This window comes from Pseudogemmobacter faecipullorum (assembly GCF_020539525.1).
Classification (GTDB): domain Bacteria; phylum Pseudomonadota; class Alphaproteobacteria; order Rhodobacterales; family Rhodobacteraceae; genus Pseudogemmobacter; species Pseudogemmobacter faecipullorum.
On record NZ_JACDXX010000011.1, the window covers coordinates 104,941 to 119,856 of the forward strand.

General features: G+C 62.8%; 12 protein-coding genes. 4 read left to right on the forward strand and 8 right to left on the reverse strand.

The genetic code is table 11. The annotated features are described in order from the left end of the window. Window positions 1–40: 40 nt before the first annotated feature. The 8 genes from H0485_RS13020 to H0485_RS13055 all read right to left on the reverse strand — a co-directional run bounded on the left by H0485_RS13020 (window position 41) and on the right by H0485_RS13055 (window position 10,035). Window positions 41–1,564 (reverse strand): sugar ABC transporter ATP-binding protein, encoded by a 1,524-nt coding sequence (locus H0485_RS13020; protein WP_226936227.1) that lies wholly within the window; start codon window positions 1,562–1,564, stop codon window positions 41–43. A 176-nt stretch (window positions 1,565–1,740) separates the two neighbouring features. Further along, window positions 1,741–2,352 carry an AAA family ATPase gene (locus tag H0485_RS13025; RefSeq protein WP_226936229.1) on the reverse strand — a complete coding sequence of 204 codons (612 nt, stop codon included), beginning with the start codon at window positions 2,350–2,352 and terminating at the stop codon, window positions 1,741–1,743. Between the two features lie 383 nt (window positions 2,353–2,735). After that, complete coding sequence (locus H0485_RS13030) at window positions 2,736–5,348, reverse strand: hybrid sensor histidine kinase/response regulator (protein ID WP_226936231.1); 2,613 nt, start codon at window positions 5,346–5,348, stop codon at window positions 2,736–2,738. Between the two features lie 249 nt (window positions 5,349–5,597). Beyond that, on the reverse strand, window positions 5,598–6,482 hold the full coding sequence (locus H0485_RS13035; protein ID WP_226936232.1) for a LysR family transcriptional regulator: 885 nt from the start codon (window positions 6,480–6,482) through the stop codon (window positions 5,598–5,600). A gap of 55 nt (window positions 6,483–6,537) precedes the next feature. Continuing rightward, window positions 6,538–7,311 (reverse strand): alpha/beta fold hydrolase, encoded by a 774-nt coding sequence (locus H0485_RS13040; RefSeq protein WP_226936233.1) that lies wholly within the window; start codon window positions 7,309–7,311, stop codon window positions 6,538–6,540. An 11-nt stretch (window positions 7,312–7,322) separates the two neighbouring features. Continuing rightward, window positions 7,323–8,426 carry a mandelate racemase/muconate lactonizing enzyme family protein gene (locus H0485_RS13045; RefSeq protein ID WP_226936234.1) on the reverse strand — a complete coding sequence of 368 codons (1,104 nt, stop codon included), beginning with the start codon at window positions 8,424–8,426 and terminating at the stop codon, window positions 7,323–7,325. A gap of 46 nt (window positions 8,427–8,472) precedes the next feature. Next, on the reverse strand, window positions 8,473–9,117 hold the full coding sequence (locus H0485_RS13050) for a glutathione S-transferase family protein (RefSeq protein WP_226936236.1): 645 nt from the start codon (window positions 9,115–9,117) through the stop codon (window positions 8,473–8,475). A 69-nt stretch (window positions 9,118–9,186) separates the two neighbouring features. Beyond that, a complete protein-coding gene (locus tag H0485_RS13055; RefSeq protein ID WP_226936237.1) occupies window positions 9,187–10,035 on the reverse strand; it encodes a dioxygenase family protein in 849 nt (282 codons plus the stop codon). 506 nt (window positions 10,036–10,541) lie between these two features. Here H0485_RS13055 and H0485_RS13060 point away from each other — a divergent pair. The 4 genes from H0485_RS13060 to kdpA all read left to right on the forward strand — a co-directional run bounded on the left by H0485_RS13060 (window position 10,542) and on the right by kdpA (window position 14,916). After that, entirely contained in the window at window positions 10,542–11,579 is a 1,038-nt protein-coding gene (locus H0485_RS13060; protein WP_226936239.1) for a 2-keto-3-deoxygluconate permease, read from the forward strand. An 85-nt stretch (window positions 11,580–11,664) separates the two neighbouring features. Continuing rightward, the gene (gene benD, locus H0485_RS13065) at window positions 11,665–12,441 is read left to right on the forward strand and encodes a benzoate diol dehydrogenase BenD (protein WP_226936241.1); all 777 of its coding nucleotides are present in this window, start codon (window positions 11,665–11,667) and stop codon (window positions 12,439–12,441) included. A gap of 664 nt (window positions 12,442–13,105) precedes the next feature. Further along, window positions 13,106–13,195, forward strand: a complete 90-nt coding sequence (locus tag H0485_RS13070) for a potassium-transporting ATPase subunit F (RefSeq protein ID WP_226936243.1) — start codon at window positions 13,106–13,108, stop codon at window positions 13,193–13,195. Window positions 13,196–13,212: 17 nt separating this feature from the next. Further along, window positions 13,213–14,916, forward strand: a complete 1,704-nt coding sequence (gene kdpA, locus H0485_RS13075; RefSeq protein ID WP_226936245.1) for a potassium-transporting ATPase subunit KdpA — start codon at window positions 13,213–13,215, stop codon at window positions 14,914–14,916.

The window sequence follows — 14,916 nt, forward strand, 5'->3', positions numbered from 1 at the left end:
ATTGTGTAACGCCGGACCAGAACAGGGTCCGGCTCTGGTCTCAGGCGGCGTTTGCCAGCCCGACCCCTGAGGCGAATGCCATGATATTTTCCTGGCTGGGCGCGATCCCGCTCTCGCCGCCAACCTCGCCGCTGATCCGGCCCTCATGCATGACCAGAATGCGGTCCGAGACACCGATCACCTCTGGCAGCTCGGATGAGATGACCAGGATCGCCACCCCCTCCCGGGCCAGCGCGTCAATGATGCGGTAAATCTCGGATTTCGCGCCGATATCTACGCCGCGTGTCGGCTCATCAAGGATCAGCACCCGGGGCCGGATCTGCAGCCAGCGCGACAGCAGCACCTTTTGCTGATTGCCGCCCGACAGCCCCCCGACCGGGAAACTGGCATTCGGCACCCGCACCGCGAGCGAGCGGATGGATTCATTCGCCCTTTCGCGGGCACGGCTGCGGTTCAGCAACATGCCCCAGCGCGCATCATCGCGCAAAACGCCGGTATTGATATTCTCTTCGCAGGACATGTCCAGAAACAGCCCGTCGCCGCGCCGGTCTTCGGTCAGATAGGCGACACGCGCGGCAATGGCATCCTGTGGCGACTGCGGTGCAAAGGCTTTGCCCTCCAGCCACATCTCCCCCGCTTTGCGCGGGCGTGCCCCGAACACCGCCTGGGCCAGTTCAGACCGGCCAGAGCCAACCAGCCCGGCCAGACCAACCACCTCGCCCGCCCGCAGATCAAAGGAACAGCCATGCACGCGCCGGCCATCAGAGAGATCACGCACCTTAAGCATGATCGCGGCGGTCTTTGCCGCACCGCTGCTGGTCTTGGTATAAAGCGAGCTCAGCTCACGCCCGACCATGCGTTTCACAATCGCATCCGGCGAGGCCTCGGCCCGGTTCAGCGTTCCGGCATAGCTGCCGTCGCGCAGGATCGAGACCCGGTCGGCCAGCTCATAGACCTCGTTCATCCGATGCGAGATATAGACGATGGCCAGCCCCTCAGAGCGCAGCTGGCGGATCATCGAGAACAGCCCTTCGGTTTCGCGTTCCGAAAGCGCGGTTGTTGGCTCATCCATGATCAGAATGCGTGAATCGGCATGCAGCGCGCGGGCAATCTCGACCAGCTGCTGATTGGCCACGTTCAGCGTGCCAACGATGGTCGAGGGTGCGAAATTTGCGCCAAGACGTCTGAGCACCGGCGCGGCCGAGGCCTGCATTTCCGCCCGGCGCAGCACGCCGCCCCGGGCGAGCTCACGCCCGAGGAAAATATTCTCAGCCACCGACAGGTTTGGCGAAAGCGCCAGTTCCTGGTAGATGATCGACACCCCCGCCGCCCGAGCACTGATCGGGCCGGTGATCTGCACCGGTTGGCCATCAATCAGGATCTCGGCCCCGGCATCGGGCCGGTAGGCCCCTGAGAGGATTTTCATCAGCGTGGATTTTCCGGCGCCGTTCTCTCCCATCAGCGCATGGATTTCGCCCGGATAAAGCGAGAGCTGCACATTGGACAGCGCCGTCACGCTGCCAAAGGTTTTCGAGACGTTCCTCATCTCCAGAACGGGCTGCATCGCTGTCTCCTCCCCTCCCGCCAGGCGGGACCTCTGCGCGATGAAACCGTTTCTATGTGAATGAATGATCTGCGATTTGGGGCAGGTTTGTTCATCATCCATTAACATTTATGCGGGCCCGGAACGGCAAAAGGCCCGCCAGGGGCGGGCCTTTCATCGCGGGCGGCTGCCAGCGATCAGTTGCGCAGGGTGAAATCGACCTTCAGACTCTGCTCGCGGATCAGCTCGGCATTGATCATATCATTGCCATCAACATGTTCCGCCACTTCTGCCCCGGAACAGCCGAGATCGGTCCAGCGTTGAGTCAGCCGCCGCCGCAACTCCTCTTCCGGTACCTCAATATAGGCGGTCAGATCGAACAGCGGGCGCAGCTGGGCCCAGGGACCGCTGGCAAGCGCGAGATAATTGCCTTCGACCACGACATGTCTGATCTCCGGCAGCAGACGCCCGGCCGCCCCGCGCACCAGATCAAGACGGCGGTCAAACACCGGGGTAATCACCTCTTCGCCTGCCCGGATCCGGTGCAGCATCGCCGCGAGGCCCGGGATGTCAAAGGTCTCGGCAACGCCTTTGCGATGGCGCAGGCCGAGATGATCGAGCAGGATATTGTCATAATGATAGCCGTCAGCCTGGAGGATATCGGCATGGCTCAGCCGCTCGGCGAGGCGGCGGGCCATGGTGGATTTCCCCGCCCCGGGCGGACCGGCCAGCGCGATGAGAAAGCGGCTCTTCCCGGCCGAACGGCTTTCAATAAGACGGGCGAGGGCATCAAGGCTGTGATCAGACAATGCTCTGCCCCGATTTCAGGATCAGCGCAGGGGTGCTGGTGACCCCGTCAGGCAGAGCCATCTGTGAAAACGTCGCGATTTTCCCGATTTTTGCAATGTCAGCAAAGAACAGCAAGGGCACCTCCTCCAGGATCTATTTTCAATCTGCTATAATAAATAATCAAGCCAAAAGCTGGCCTGGGAAGAAGTGCCGTCCTGTGGATGGGCAGAAAGCGAGACGCCTGAGCGGTCAGCGAAAATTATCCTGAATTTAATGTATAATAATGAATATATTATCCTTCTCGCGGAGAATGCCCGTGCAGGCGGGTGAACGGATTTTATCCCGTGAGGCCTGACTTGAATGATGTGTTTCGCTGAAAGAAAGCAGAATCACCGGGGCAGGGTCAGGTCGCGCTATCCTCGGCGGGGCGGTGCAGCGAGGCGCTGACCGCCCTGGCCAGATCGCTTTTGCGATAGGGTTTGCGCAGCAATGTGGCCCCTTCCGGCAGATGCAGCGCGCCCGCGCCTTTGATCTGCATATAGCCCGAGGCAAAGAGGACCGGCAGCCCGGGTTGCAATGTCGCGGCCTCGCGCGCCACATCAAGCCCGGTCTGCCCTTCGGGCAACAGAATATCGGTGAACAGCAGATCAAACGGGCCTTGCGCCAGCGCCTCACGGGCCGCAGCCGCATCCGGCACCATCCGCACCTGGTAGCCGAGGGAGAGCAGCATATCGGCCGCGGTCTCGCGCACCAGAGGATCATCCTCCACCAGCAGTATATGCTGGCCCCGCCCCGGTTTATTGCCGCGCTCCGGGGCCTCAACGGGCCCGCCGCCTATGGCGTTGCCCGGCACAGCCCCTGCCAGCGGCAGGCGGATCTGCACCCTGGTGCCTGCGCCAGCGCGGCTTTCGACCGCGATCTCGCCCCCCGACTGGGCAATAAAGCCATAGACCATGCTCAGCCCCAGGCCCGAGCCGCGCCCGTTGTTCTTGGTGGTGAAAAACGGCTCATAGATCCGCGCCAGCACGTCCTGCGACATGCCGATGCCCTGATCAGCGACCGTCAGCGTGAGCGCTCCCTCGCTCAGCGCGGCGCTGATGGTGACGGTGCCGCCCTCGGGCAAGGCGTCGCGGGCGTTGAACAACAGGTTCAGCACTGCGTTTTCCAGCTGACCCGGATCAACCAGAATGGCCGGCAGGTCAGGCCCGATATCGGCCCGGATCTCGACCGTGGGCGCGAGGCGATAGCCCAGCAGTTCCAGAAGGTTGAACATCAGCTCATCCACCCGGGTCAGTTCCGGCTGCAGCGCCTGCTGGCGCGAGAAGGCCAGCAGGCGCTCGGTCACCGAAGCCGCGCGTTCCGTTGCATCGAGCGCGCGCAGAATCCGGGGGGATAGTTCGGGGTCTTCGTAAAGGCGGTCCTGCAGCATCTGCAGATTACCGCTGATCGCGGCGAGAAAATTGTTGAAATCATGGGCGATGCCCCCCGTCAGCTGCCCCACCGCCTCCATCCGCTGCGCCTGGTGCAGCTGGCGCTCAATGCGGCGGCGATCCGTCTGATCCATATAGACGGTGACAAATCCGCCCTCGGGCATCGGCTGGCTGCGGATCTCGATCACCCGCCCGTCGGGGTGGTGCATCTCATATGAGGCGGCGCTGCTGCTGCGCAGATCCACCGTTTCAGGATGAGAGATCTGGCCGCCATCCAGCCCGTGCAGCGTTACCCCCGCTGCCTGCATCGCCCCCGCGATGGCGCCAAAGCTCTGACCATGGCGGATGCGGTCGGCGGCAAGGCCGGTCATGGTCAGAAAGCGGGGATTCCAGGAAACCAGGCGCTGCTCGCGGTCAAAAACCGATATGCCGTCGCTCATATTGGCAAAGGTCGCCTCGACCAGACGGTTGCCCTCGATCACCTGTTCGGCCAGCCGCTGGCGCTCGAAACTGGCATCTTTGAAAATGCTGGCGGCGCGGGCAAGGCTGCCCAGCTCGTCACTGCGCTGCAGGCCGGGGATGGCGGCATTGCGGTCGCCTGCGGCGAGCCGCGACATCGCCCGGGTCACGGCATCGAGGTTGCGGGCCAGATCGCTCAGCACATAAAGCGCGGTCAGCGCCGCCGCGCTCAGCGCAATCACCCCCAGAATGGTGATATTGCGTTTGGTTCGCTCGAGCGTCGCGCTCAGCGCCTGGCTTTGCGCCTCGGCGGCGGCCGAGGTTGTGGCGACGATCCCGGCCACTGCCGCGCCCATATCGGCTGACAGGGTATGGATCGAGGCCAGCAGGAAACGGACCCGCTGCTGCGATTTCAGCTGCGCGCGGCGCAGATCGAAAAGGCTGCTCTGCTGATCCAGAAAACGCGGAATCCACTCCGCCCTGGGTGGGAATTCAACTGCCGCCAAACTGGCCCGCACCTGGCCGAACCGGGCCTCCAGCTGATCGAGCTGCCAGATGCCTTCGGCGATCCGGGCCACCAGAATGATCTCGACAGCCTCCGAGAACAGCTGGCGCGGCCCGGCCCAGATCGCGGCGGCAAGGGCCTCCTGGGCCTCGCTCTGGCGCTCAAACCCATATTGCAGCTCGACCATCTCGGCCCGCAATTCCAGGGAATTCCGGCTGGCCTCCAGCATTTGCCGGGTTGCCTGCGACAGGCCGCTGGCCAGGTCGCGCACCCTTTGCCCGGCCTCACCGGCGAAAGAGGCGCTGTCGGGCAGATCGGTCACCAGCAGACCCAGGTCACGGATCATGCCATCAATCCGCAGCGTTTCGGCCTCCAGCTGGTTCATCACCTCAACCGAGCTGACAAAGGGGGCCAGCGCCGCCAGCGCCGTGCTCTGATGCGCGAGCCTGGTGGCGGCGAGAATATCGGGAAGGCGTTCATCACTGAGCGAGTAAAGCGCATTGCCGGTGCGATTGAGCCCGCTGATGGCCAGAATGCCTGAACCCAGCATCAGCGTCAGCATCGTGGCAATTGCGATCAGCAGCTTGGCCCGAACCGTGCGGGGCAGCGCGACTGCCGTCATTGAGCCCTCCGTAATGCCTGGAGGGGATCCTGGCAGATGCGCGGCTCTGCTCCAAGATGGTAAAGGGCTGTCAGCTCATGCTTCCCCCTGCTCCGGCAGAATAGGGCTGCGGCGAGAGCACTGGCGGAGAGAGGGAAGCTTCGGCCTCTGCGCTGTCGGCGCGCCCTGCGCCTGCCCCGTATGGGGCTGCCGCAGGGCTTTCTTACGGCGCTTCACTCCGGGCTCATGACCCGAGCTGTGGTGCGGCCCTCACAGCGCCCGGGCGACGTTGCGGGCTATGGTGACGAAATTCTTCACATGGATGCCCTGATCATCAATGCGATGATTGATCGAGACCCCGGTTTTGCCAATCGAGGGGCCAAAGCTGTGGAAGCGGATGCCATTGCGCTGCATCGATCCGACCGACTGCGGGACAATCGCCAGCCCCTCGCCAACCGCCACCAGACCGATCGCGGTGTTCACATCCATGGTGAACAGAACCCGGTCGGTGTTAATCCCATGCGCGGCGCAGCTCTGCAGCACCTGATCGGCAAAACTCGGGCGCGGGAATTCAGGGTATAACACCAGCAGCTGGCCGGAAATCTCTTTCGGGGCGATGATCTGACGCCCGGGGAACAAAGTATCCGGGGCGCAGAGGATCAGCTCTTCGCTCATCAGCGGGCGCGACAGGATCTCGCTGTCATGCAGTTCCGGCCGGGCAATGGCGAGGTCAATCTCGCGCCGGATCAGCCCGGCCTTCAGCCGGTCATTGTTCATGGGCAAAAGCGCCAGCTCGACCTCGGGGAAGTGCGCGCGGAAGGATTTTACCACATTGGGCAAAATGCCATAGACCGCCGAGCCGACATAGCCGACCCGGATCCGCCCCTCCATGCCCTGGCCGATCCGGCTGACCTCGCGTTCGGTATCGCGCACCAGGCTTTCAATCTGCAGGCCGCGTTCATGCAGGCGCTGCCCGGCCTGGGTCAGGCTGATGCCATTGCGGCCGCGGTGAAACAGCAAGACCCCGAGCTCGGTCTCAAACTGCTTGATCTGGCGCGACAGCGGTGGCTGGGCGATGCCCAGACGCTCGGCGGCCCGCCCCATATGCAATTCCTCGGCTACGGCCATAAAATACGCGAGGTAGCGAAAATTCATGGCCGGCCTCTCTCAGCTGTTGCCGCTGCCGCCCTGACAGCCTGGCGCTGCCGGTTCAACCCCGAAAGGCCGCTATCAGCTCCGCAACCGCCTGCGGCCTTTCCGCCGGGGCGAGATGGGCGACATCTGCAAGGATCTCAGCCCGCGCCCCCGGCACGGCTGCAGCAATCGCCTGCTGATCGGCGGGCGGGGTGGCCAGATCGGCAATGCCGCCGATCACCAGCATGGGCAGGGCAAGGGCGGGCAGGTCCTGGCGCAGATCAAACAGCGCCAGCGCGGTGCAGAGCGCGGCATAGCTGCCGGCATCGGCGGCGTTGAGCGTTGCCAGCAGCTCTTCTGAAATGGGGCAGGGGGCAAAACCGGGGGCGAACCAGCGGGCTTCGGATCCGGCCCGCAGCACCCTGGTGCCTTCGCGCTGCACCAGATCGGCGCGCTCGGACCAGGCCGCAGTGCTGCCGATCTTCGCCGCCGAATTGAGCACCACCGCGCCTGACAGCAGCTCCGGGCTTTCCTTTGCCAGCTGCAGGGTGATCGCGCCGCCGATCGAAACCCCGGCACACAGAAATTTCTCGCCCGCGGCAAAGGGCGCGACTGCGGCCCGCACCGCCGCTGCCAGCGCCGCCATGGTCAGATCCCCGGTCGCAGCCGGTGAGGCGCCATGGCCTGGCAGATCAACGGCCAGCACCCGGAACTGCCCAGCAAGCAGGGCTGCAGTTTCACGCCACAGGACGGCGGCGGCCGTGCCCAGCGAGGGCAGCACCACCAGCAAGGGCAGATCTTCGCTGCCAGCCAGAAAGGTGGCCTTAAGCTGGGGAACGGTCACGGGCATGGCAGGCTTCCTTATCTGCCGAGCCGGTAGCGGCTGAGTTTATCCTCATCGACCGTGACCCCGAGCCCGGCGCCCGGACGGATCACCATCTCGCCCCCGGCGATCTGCAGCGGCTCGGTCAGCAGGTCATCACTCATATCGAGGAAGTTGGACAGCTCTGCCGCCCGGCCCGAGGTCGCCTGATAGGCCGATCCGAAGACCAGCGAGGCCATGGTGCCCAGCTGGCCGTCGATCTGATTGCCGATGTAATTCTCGACCCCGAGCGATTCTGACAGGAAGAGCACGCGCTGCGACTGGGTAAAGCCGGTGCGCGCGGTCTTGATCGAGATCGCCGTGGCCGAACCATCGAGCAGCTCGCGCACCACCTCTGCCGGGCGCGAGACGGATTCATCGGCAAAGAACGGGATTTTGGCCTGTTTCACCAGCCAGCGCCGCCCCATCACATCATCGGCCGGGTTCAGCTCTTCGGCGAAGAGCAGATCGAGATCCTCCATCGCCCGCAGCGCCCGCGCGGAATCCGAGGCGCTCCAGCCGCGATTGCCATCAATATAGAGATCGACCTTATCGCCGAAATGCGCCCGCAGCGCCCGGCAGACCGCAACATCGAGCTGGAAAGGAGTGCGGCCGACCTTCACCTTAAAGGTGGTGATGCCATATTGTTCGACAAAGCTCTGCGCCACATCGACCATCTTGGCCGGATCATCAAAGCCGATCATATGGCTGACCCGCAGCCGGTCGGTATAGCCGCCCAGCAAAGTGGTGGCCTGCTGGTTCAGCAGCTTTCCGGCCAGATCCCAGAGTGCAATATCCAGCGCCCCCTTGGCACAGGGATTGCCGACAGTGCGGTTGATCCGGGCCTGGATCTTTTCGCGCTCGAGCACATTCAGGCCAGTGATCTGCGGCGCGAAAATGCCCTCGATCACGGCTTTGATCCCGGCCTGGGTCTCACCATAGGTGAAGGGGCGCGGCGGGGCCTCGGCCTCGCCGTAAAGCCCGTCCTCGCCATGGACACGCACCAGAATATGCTCGGCCACATGCACCGCGCCCGAGGCGAATTTCAGCGGTTTCAGATAGGGAATGGCATAGGGGATCGCTTCGATCCGGGTGATTTTCATAATTTACCTGTGCTCAGCACTGTCTGGGGCAGATCCCTGGCGGGCCTCAGGCCAGGGGCCGGGGATCGTCGCGGAATTCGGTCTGCAGCACCGAGGGGCGCTGGCTGAAACTGTCGTCAAACCAGGCCGTCAGCAGGGGGCGGTTTTTGCGCCAGCCCTCAGCCTCGAAGCGGAAGTCGAAATATTTCAGCGCCACGCCGATCGCCAGCTGCCCGGCGTTGAATCCGCTGGTGGAAATGCTTGTGATATTGGCCTCAAGCCAGTCGAAAACCGCAATGCTTTTGCGCCGGTATGCGTCGATCTGCGGCTGATAGCGTGCCGCTTCCGGCCGCATCCGGATCTCGACCAGCCAGGGCAAGGCAATGTCGAGCAGACCATTGCCGACCGCTTCCAGGGTCAGGACCTGCAGGCGCTGTTCCGGATCGGCGGGGAAAAGCTGCGGCCCGCTGGTTCCGGTCAGATCGGCCCATTCCATAATCACCCGGCTGTCCCAGAGCGGGCTTTGCCCCTCGCGCTCCAGCGTCGGGATTTTGCTCAAAGGGTTCAGCTGCATCAGCCCTTCATGCGGGATCAGCGGATCTGCGGCGGTGCGGATGATGCTGACCTGATCCATCAGGCCTTTTTCATGCAGTGCCACCATCGCCTTGCGGACATAGGGCGAACGCGGCGACCAGTGTAATGTCAGAGCCATCGGCGGAACCTGTCAGTCAGAAAAAACAGGCCGGGCGCGCCTTTTTGCGCCCGGCTTTTTGCACAGGGCTCAGGCTTTCGAGAGGGTGAAGTCGAATGCGATCTGCAGATCGACCTCCAGCTCGGGCGCGGCTTTGGTATAGGTGCCGATCAGGCTTTCTTTCACCGCAAAGACCGAGTCGTTCTCAAGATATTTGTCGCGCGAGTCGAAGACCTGGCTGATCAGACGCTTGTAGCCGTCTTTCTGCAGCATGAAATGCATATGCGAGGGGCGCATCGGATGGTGGCCCATGGCGCGGATCAGCTCACCTGCAGTGTGGTCATCGGGGATCGGATAGGCGACCGGCAGCACAGCGCGGAAGGCATAATGGCCATTCGCATCGGTGGTCAGACGACCGCGCAGGTTATAGTCGGGCTGGTTCGGATCGTGGTTCTCATAGAGACCGTTCGGAGCATCCTCCCAGACATCGACCAGCACGCCTTCGATCGGATTGCCATTGGTATCGCGGACATGGCCCTCGAAATAGATGGTTTCCTCATTGTCAAAATGCATCTGCGAGATGGTGGCGCCCTTCGGCAGGACCGGGGGGTTCTCACGGTAGAACGGGCCCAGCACGGTCGATTCGCTGGCGCCTTCCTCGGCACCATGGCTCAGCATATCCACCAGCACCTCAAGCCCGATGATATCCGAGAGCAGGATGAATTCCTGGCGCTTGTCATCGGTCAGCTGACCGGCACGGGCGAGGAAGTCGCAGGCAAACAGGAATTCGTCATGCTGCAGTTTCACCTCACGCGCGAAGTCATGGATATGACGGATCAGCGCGGTCAGAATGACGCGGTTGCGATCCGTGATCGGACCGTTTTTGCCCAGAGCGGCGATGACAACATCGGTGACGGTATCAATGCTTACGGCTGACATGTTTTCTTTCTCCTCCGAAAGTCCGCCGCCCTGACTCCCCGGTCAGCCGCGCGGGCAAACTGCTTGCGTTTTCGCCTGTGCTTGTGGGCGAGGGAGCGCCGGTTCGTCCAGGTATGGGGCGATACCTTTTCGCGATATGCGCGCAAAGCCCGACCTGAAGGCGTAATATTTCTGCGCTGCGGCTATAAAGGATGACAATAACTTACCGGCGAACTCAGGCTTCCGCCCGGGCGCTGCGAAATAATGCGCCGCAATGCAGCAATAGCCTTGCGGGTATCGGTTGATACCCGCGGATAAGTTGACTGCAGGGCCTTTCTTTCGCCTTCTGCGCCCGAGGAGCGAGGGGGCGGTTCACTGAGCAGAATCTTCCCGGGGAAGAACCATAGGATCAGAGATGCAAGGCTCTGATCTTACTGAATTTTCAGAATTTCTGGCAGCTCCGCCAAACCTGACCCCCCACGCATTAAACCGCGTCCGGGGACGATATCGTAATGGGAGGATATCACATGGAAACCCTGCTGCGTCAGCTTGGACGCATCCCCGGCGCGCTGATGATCGTGCCTTTGTTCCTGGGCGCTGTGGTCGCCAGCCTGACCCCAGGCGTGCTGGAGCTGGGCAGCTTTACCACCGCTTTGTTCAAAAGCGGCCTGCCGGCCCTGATTGGCCTGTTCTTCTTCTGCGTCGGCGCACAGATCGATGTCCGCGCGGCGGTTCCGGCGGTAGAAAAGGGCATCGTGCTTTTGCTGGCGAAATACGGCATCGCGGTGCTGTTCGGCCTGTTTGTGGCTTTCGTCATGCCCGATGGCACGCTCTGGGGGCTTTTGCCGCTGGCGATCATTGCCGCCATGTCGAATTCCAATGGCTCGCTTTTCGTCGCGCTGACCTCAGAATTTGGCAATAAAACCGATAAGGGCGCGATTTCGGTGCTGTCGATCAATGACGGCCCCTTCCTGACCATGATCGCGCTTGGCGCGGCGGGTCTGGCAGAATTCCCGATGGCCGCCCTGCTGGCCGCTATTCTGCCGATGCTGATTGGCTTTATTCTGGGCAATACCAGCCCGACTGCGCGCAAATTCCTCGCTCCGGGTGAAAAGCTGATCATCCCCTTCGCGGCCTTCGCCATCGGCGCCGGGATCAATTTCTCGGTGCTGCTGTCCTCGGGCGCGATGGGCATCCTGCTTGGCCTGATGACCGTGGTGTTCTCGGGCGGCGCGGCGATGCTCGCCCTCTATCTCTGGCACGTTCTGCGCCGCCATCCGCGCCCGACCCGCAATATGGTTGCCGGTGCGGCAGAGGCCTCGACCGCCGGCAATGCGATTGCCACCCCGGCAGCGCTGGCGATGATCGATCCCTCGCTCGAGCCGATTGTCGGGATTGCTTCGGCCCAGGTGGCCACCGCTGTGGTCTGCACCGCCTTCACCATGCCGTTCTTCGTGGCCTGGCTGGCCTCATGGCAGCGCCGCAATGGCATCAGCCCGGAAGCGGAAGAAGCGTATTATGAGGGCCGCCCGCTGCCGGTGATGAAAGCCCATCCGGCCGAGTAACTCTGCCCGGCGCGCAAGACGATCCGGGCCAGGCTGTGATGCCTGGCCCGGATATCTGATCTGACCCAAGGAAAGGAGCGCAGTTATGCAGCGCTTTGAAGGAAAGAAGGCCGTCATCACCGGCGCGGCCCAGGGCATTGGCCGCCGCGTGGCCGAGCGTATGGCCGCCGAAGGGGCTGAGGTCGTGCTGATCGACCGCTCGGAGGAGCGCATCGCAGTGGCGGCGGCAATCCGTGCCGCAGGCGGTGTGGCGCATGAGATGGCGGCAGATCTGGAAACCTGGGCAGGATGCGTGGCGGCCCTGCAGTTCGGCGCCGATCAGATGGGGCAGGTCGATATTCTGGTGAATAATGTCGGCGGCACGATCTGGGCCCAGCCCTATGAATTCTACCAGCCGGATCAGATCGAGGCCGAGGTGCGCCGTTCGCTGTTCCCGACCCTGTTCTGCTGTCGCGCGGCGCTCGATCACATGCTGCCCCGTTCTGCCGGGGTGATTGTGAATGTCAGCTCGATTGCCACCCGCTCGCTGAACCGGGTGCCCTATGCGGCAGCAAAGGGCGGGGTGAATGCGATCACCGCCAGCCTGGCCTGGGAAGTGGCCGAGCGTGGCATCCGGGTGGTGGCCACCGCCCCGGGCGGCACCGAGGCGCCGCCTCGGGTCATTCCGCGCAATCCGAATGCCGAAAACGACCAGCGCGCCGATCACTATCAGACGATTGTCGATCAGACCATCGCCTCAAGTCTGATGAAACGCTATGGCACGCTTGATGAGCAGACCGGGGCGATCCTGTTCCTTGCCTCGGATGAAGCCTCTTATATCACCGGCGTGACCCTGCCGATCGGCGGCGGCGATCTGGGCTGAGCGCAGCTGCGCTCTGCAATCCTTGAAATCCACAAAGCGCTGGCCAGAGGCCGGCGCTTTTGGCTCTCATGGCCCCATGATGTGCTGATGGCGATCCTTTCCGGGGCAGGAGGAGCCAGGATCACCGCATGCCGGCACCATAGAGTTCTGCGCTCAGGGGACTGGCTTCCTGCGCTGCAGCCCCGGGCTGGTCTGCGCCGCAACCGCCCCCCCAAGATCCCGCAAAAACCACGCGGGCTTTCACCCCTGAAAACCTGCCCCGGCCAGGCTCGTGCTGCTGAGGGGCAAGCGATTCTGATCTCGCATCCCTGTTGCGCTGTCCCGCTTACGTCCTGAAGCCTTCGGCAGGCCCGGCGGGGGTTTTGCCAGCCGAAACGGCCGTTCCGGCGCAAAACCTTTATGCTTTTCCTATAAAGTCGCCTGTCGGCTCATCTCGAAGCCCTATGCGCTCTCGCCCTATCTTCTGATCAGGCGCCCTGCGGTTCGCGTAACCAGCCGGAGCGCCATGCCCTCTGTTGCAACCCGGTGCCCGCAGCAGAGGGCCAACCCTGATCCAGGAGATTTCGCGACATGGACATAATCGTTCTGGCCATAGCGGCCGGCTTCTTCGCCCTGATGTCTGGCTACATCCGGGTCTGCGAAAAGCTCTGAGGCGGAGACTGATATGCTTTTTGATTACATGCTGGGCGGCGGGGTGGCGGTCTTTGTGACCGCCTATCTGCTTTACGCCCTTGCCCGCCCCGAGCGGTTCTGACCCGGAGGGCAGGCAAAATGACATTCAATGGATGGATCCAGATCCTGATCTTTGTCGGGATCATTATCGCGCTGGTAAAGCCGCTTGGCGGCTATATCACCCGCGTTCTGGGCGGAGAGCGGAGCCTGCTCTCTCCCATTTTCGCTCCGCTCGAACGCGGCCTTTACCGCCTCTCGGGCATGCGTGAGCCGGAAGAACAGCACTGGACCGGCTATGCCGCAGCCATGCTGATGTTCAACCTTGCAGGCTTTTTGCTGCTCTATCTGATCCAGCGCTTCCAGGGTGCTTTGCCCTTCAATCCGCAGGGCTTTGCCGGAGTGGCGCCGGATCTGGCCTTCAACACCGCCGTCAGCTTCGTGACCAATACCAACTGGCAGGCCTATGGCGGGGAAACGAGCCTGAGCTATTTTACCCAGATGGCCGGACTGGCGGTGCAGAATTTTGTCTCGGCCGCGACCGGCATCGCCATCGCCATCGCACTGATCCGGGCGTTTTCGCGCAAATCCGCCAGGAGTTTGGGCAATTTCTGGGTCGATATGACCCGCAGCACGCTTTATATTCTGCTGCCGGTCTGCGTGATCGGCGCCATGGTGCTGGTCTGGCAGGGGGTGCCGCAGAACCTCGGCGCCTATACACTTGCCACCACGGTTGAGGGCGCGCCGCAGAGCATCGCCCAGGGGCCGGTGGCCTCGCAGATGATGATCAAACATCTGGGCACCAATGGCGGCGGCTTCTTTAACGTCAATGCCGCGCATCCTTTCGAGAACCCGACCGCACTGACCAATCTGATCCATATGGTCTCGATCTTTGCCATTGGCGCGGCGCTGACCAATGTGTTCGGCCGTATGGTGGGCAATCCGCGGCAGGGCTGGGCGATCTTTGCCGCCATGGGCCTGTTGTTCCTCGCCGGGGTCACCATCACCTGGTGGGCCGAGGCTGCGGGCAACCCGCTGCTGCATTCGCTGGGCCTTGAGGGCAGCAATATGGAGGGTAAGGAGGCCCGCTTCGGCATCCTCAGCTCGGCCCTCTTCGCGGTCGTCACCACCGCAGCTTCCTGCGGGGCGGTGATTGCCATGCATGACAGCTTCATGCCGCTCGGCGGCATGATCCCGATGATCAATATGATGCTGGGCGAGATCATCATCGGCGGTGTCGGCGCGGGTTTCTACGGTATTTTGCTGTTCGTGGTGCTGACGATCTTCGTCGCCGGGCTGATGGTGGGGCGCTCGCCCGAATATCTGGGCAAGAAGATCGAGGGCCGCGAGGTCAAGATGGCGATGCTGGCCATTCTGTGTCTGCCGCTGGCGATCCTTGGCTTCACCGCGATTGCTTTGGTGCTCCCGGCGGGCAGCGGCGCGATCTGGAACCCCGGCCCGCATGGCTTCTCAGAGGTGCTTTACGCCTATACTTCGGGCGCGGCCAATAATGGCTCCGCCTTTGGCGGGCTGTCGGCCAATACGCCCTGGTACAATATCACCATCGGGCTGGCGATGCTGATGGGGCGTTTCATGGTCATTCTGCCGGCGCTGGCCATTGCCGGATCGCTGGTGGGCAAGACCTCAGTGCCTGCCTCGGCCGGGACCTTCCCGACCCATGGGCCGCTCTTCGTCGGCCTCCTGATGGGCGTAATCCTGATCGTCGGCGGCCTGACCTTCCTGCCCGCCCTCGCCCTTGGCCCCATCGTCGAACATCTGGCGATGCAGCTGGGCCAGAGCTTCTGA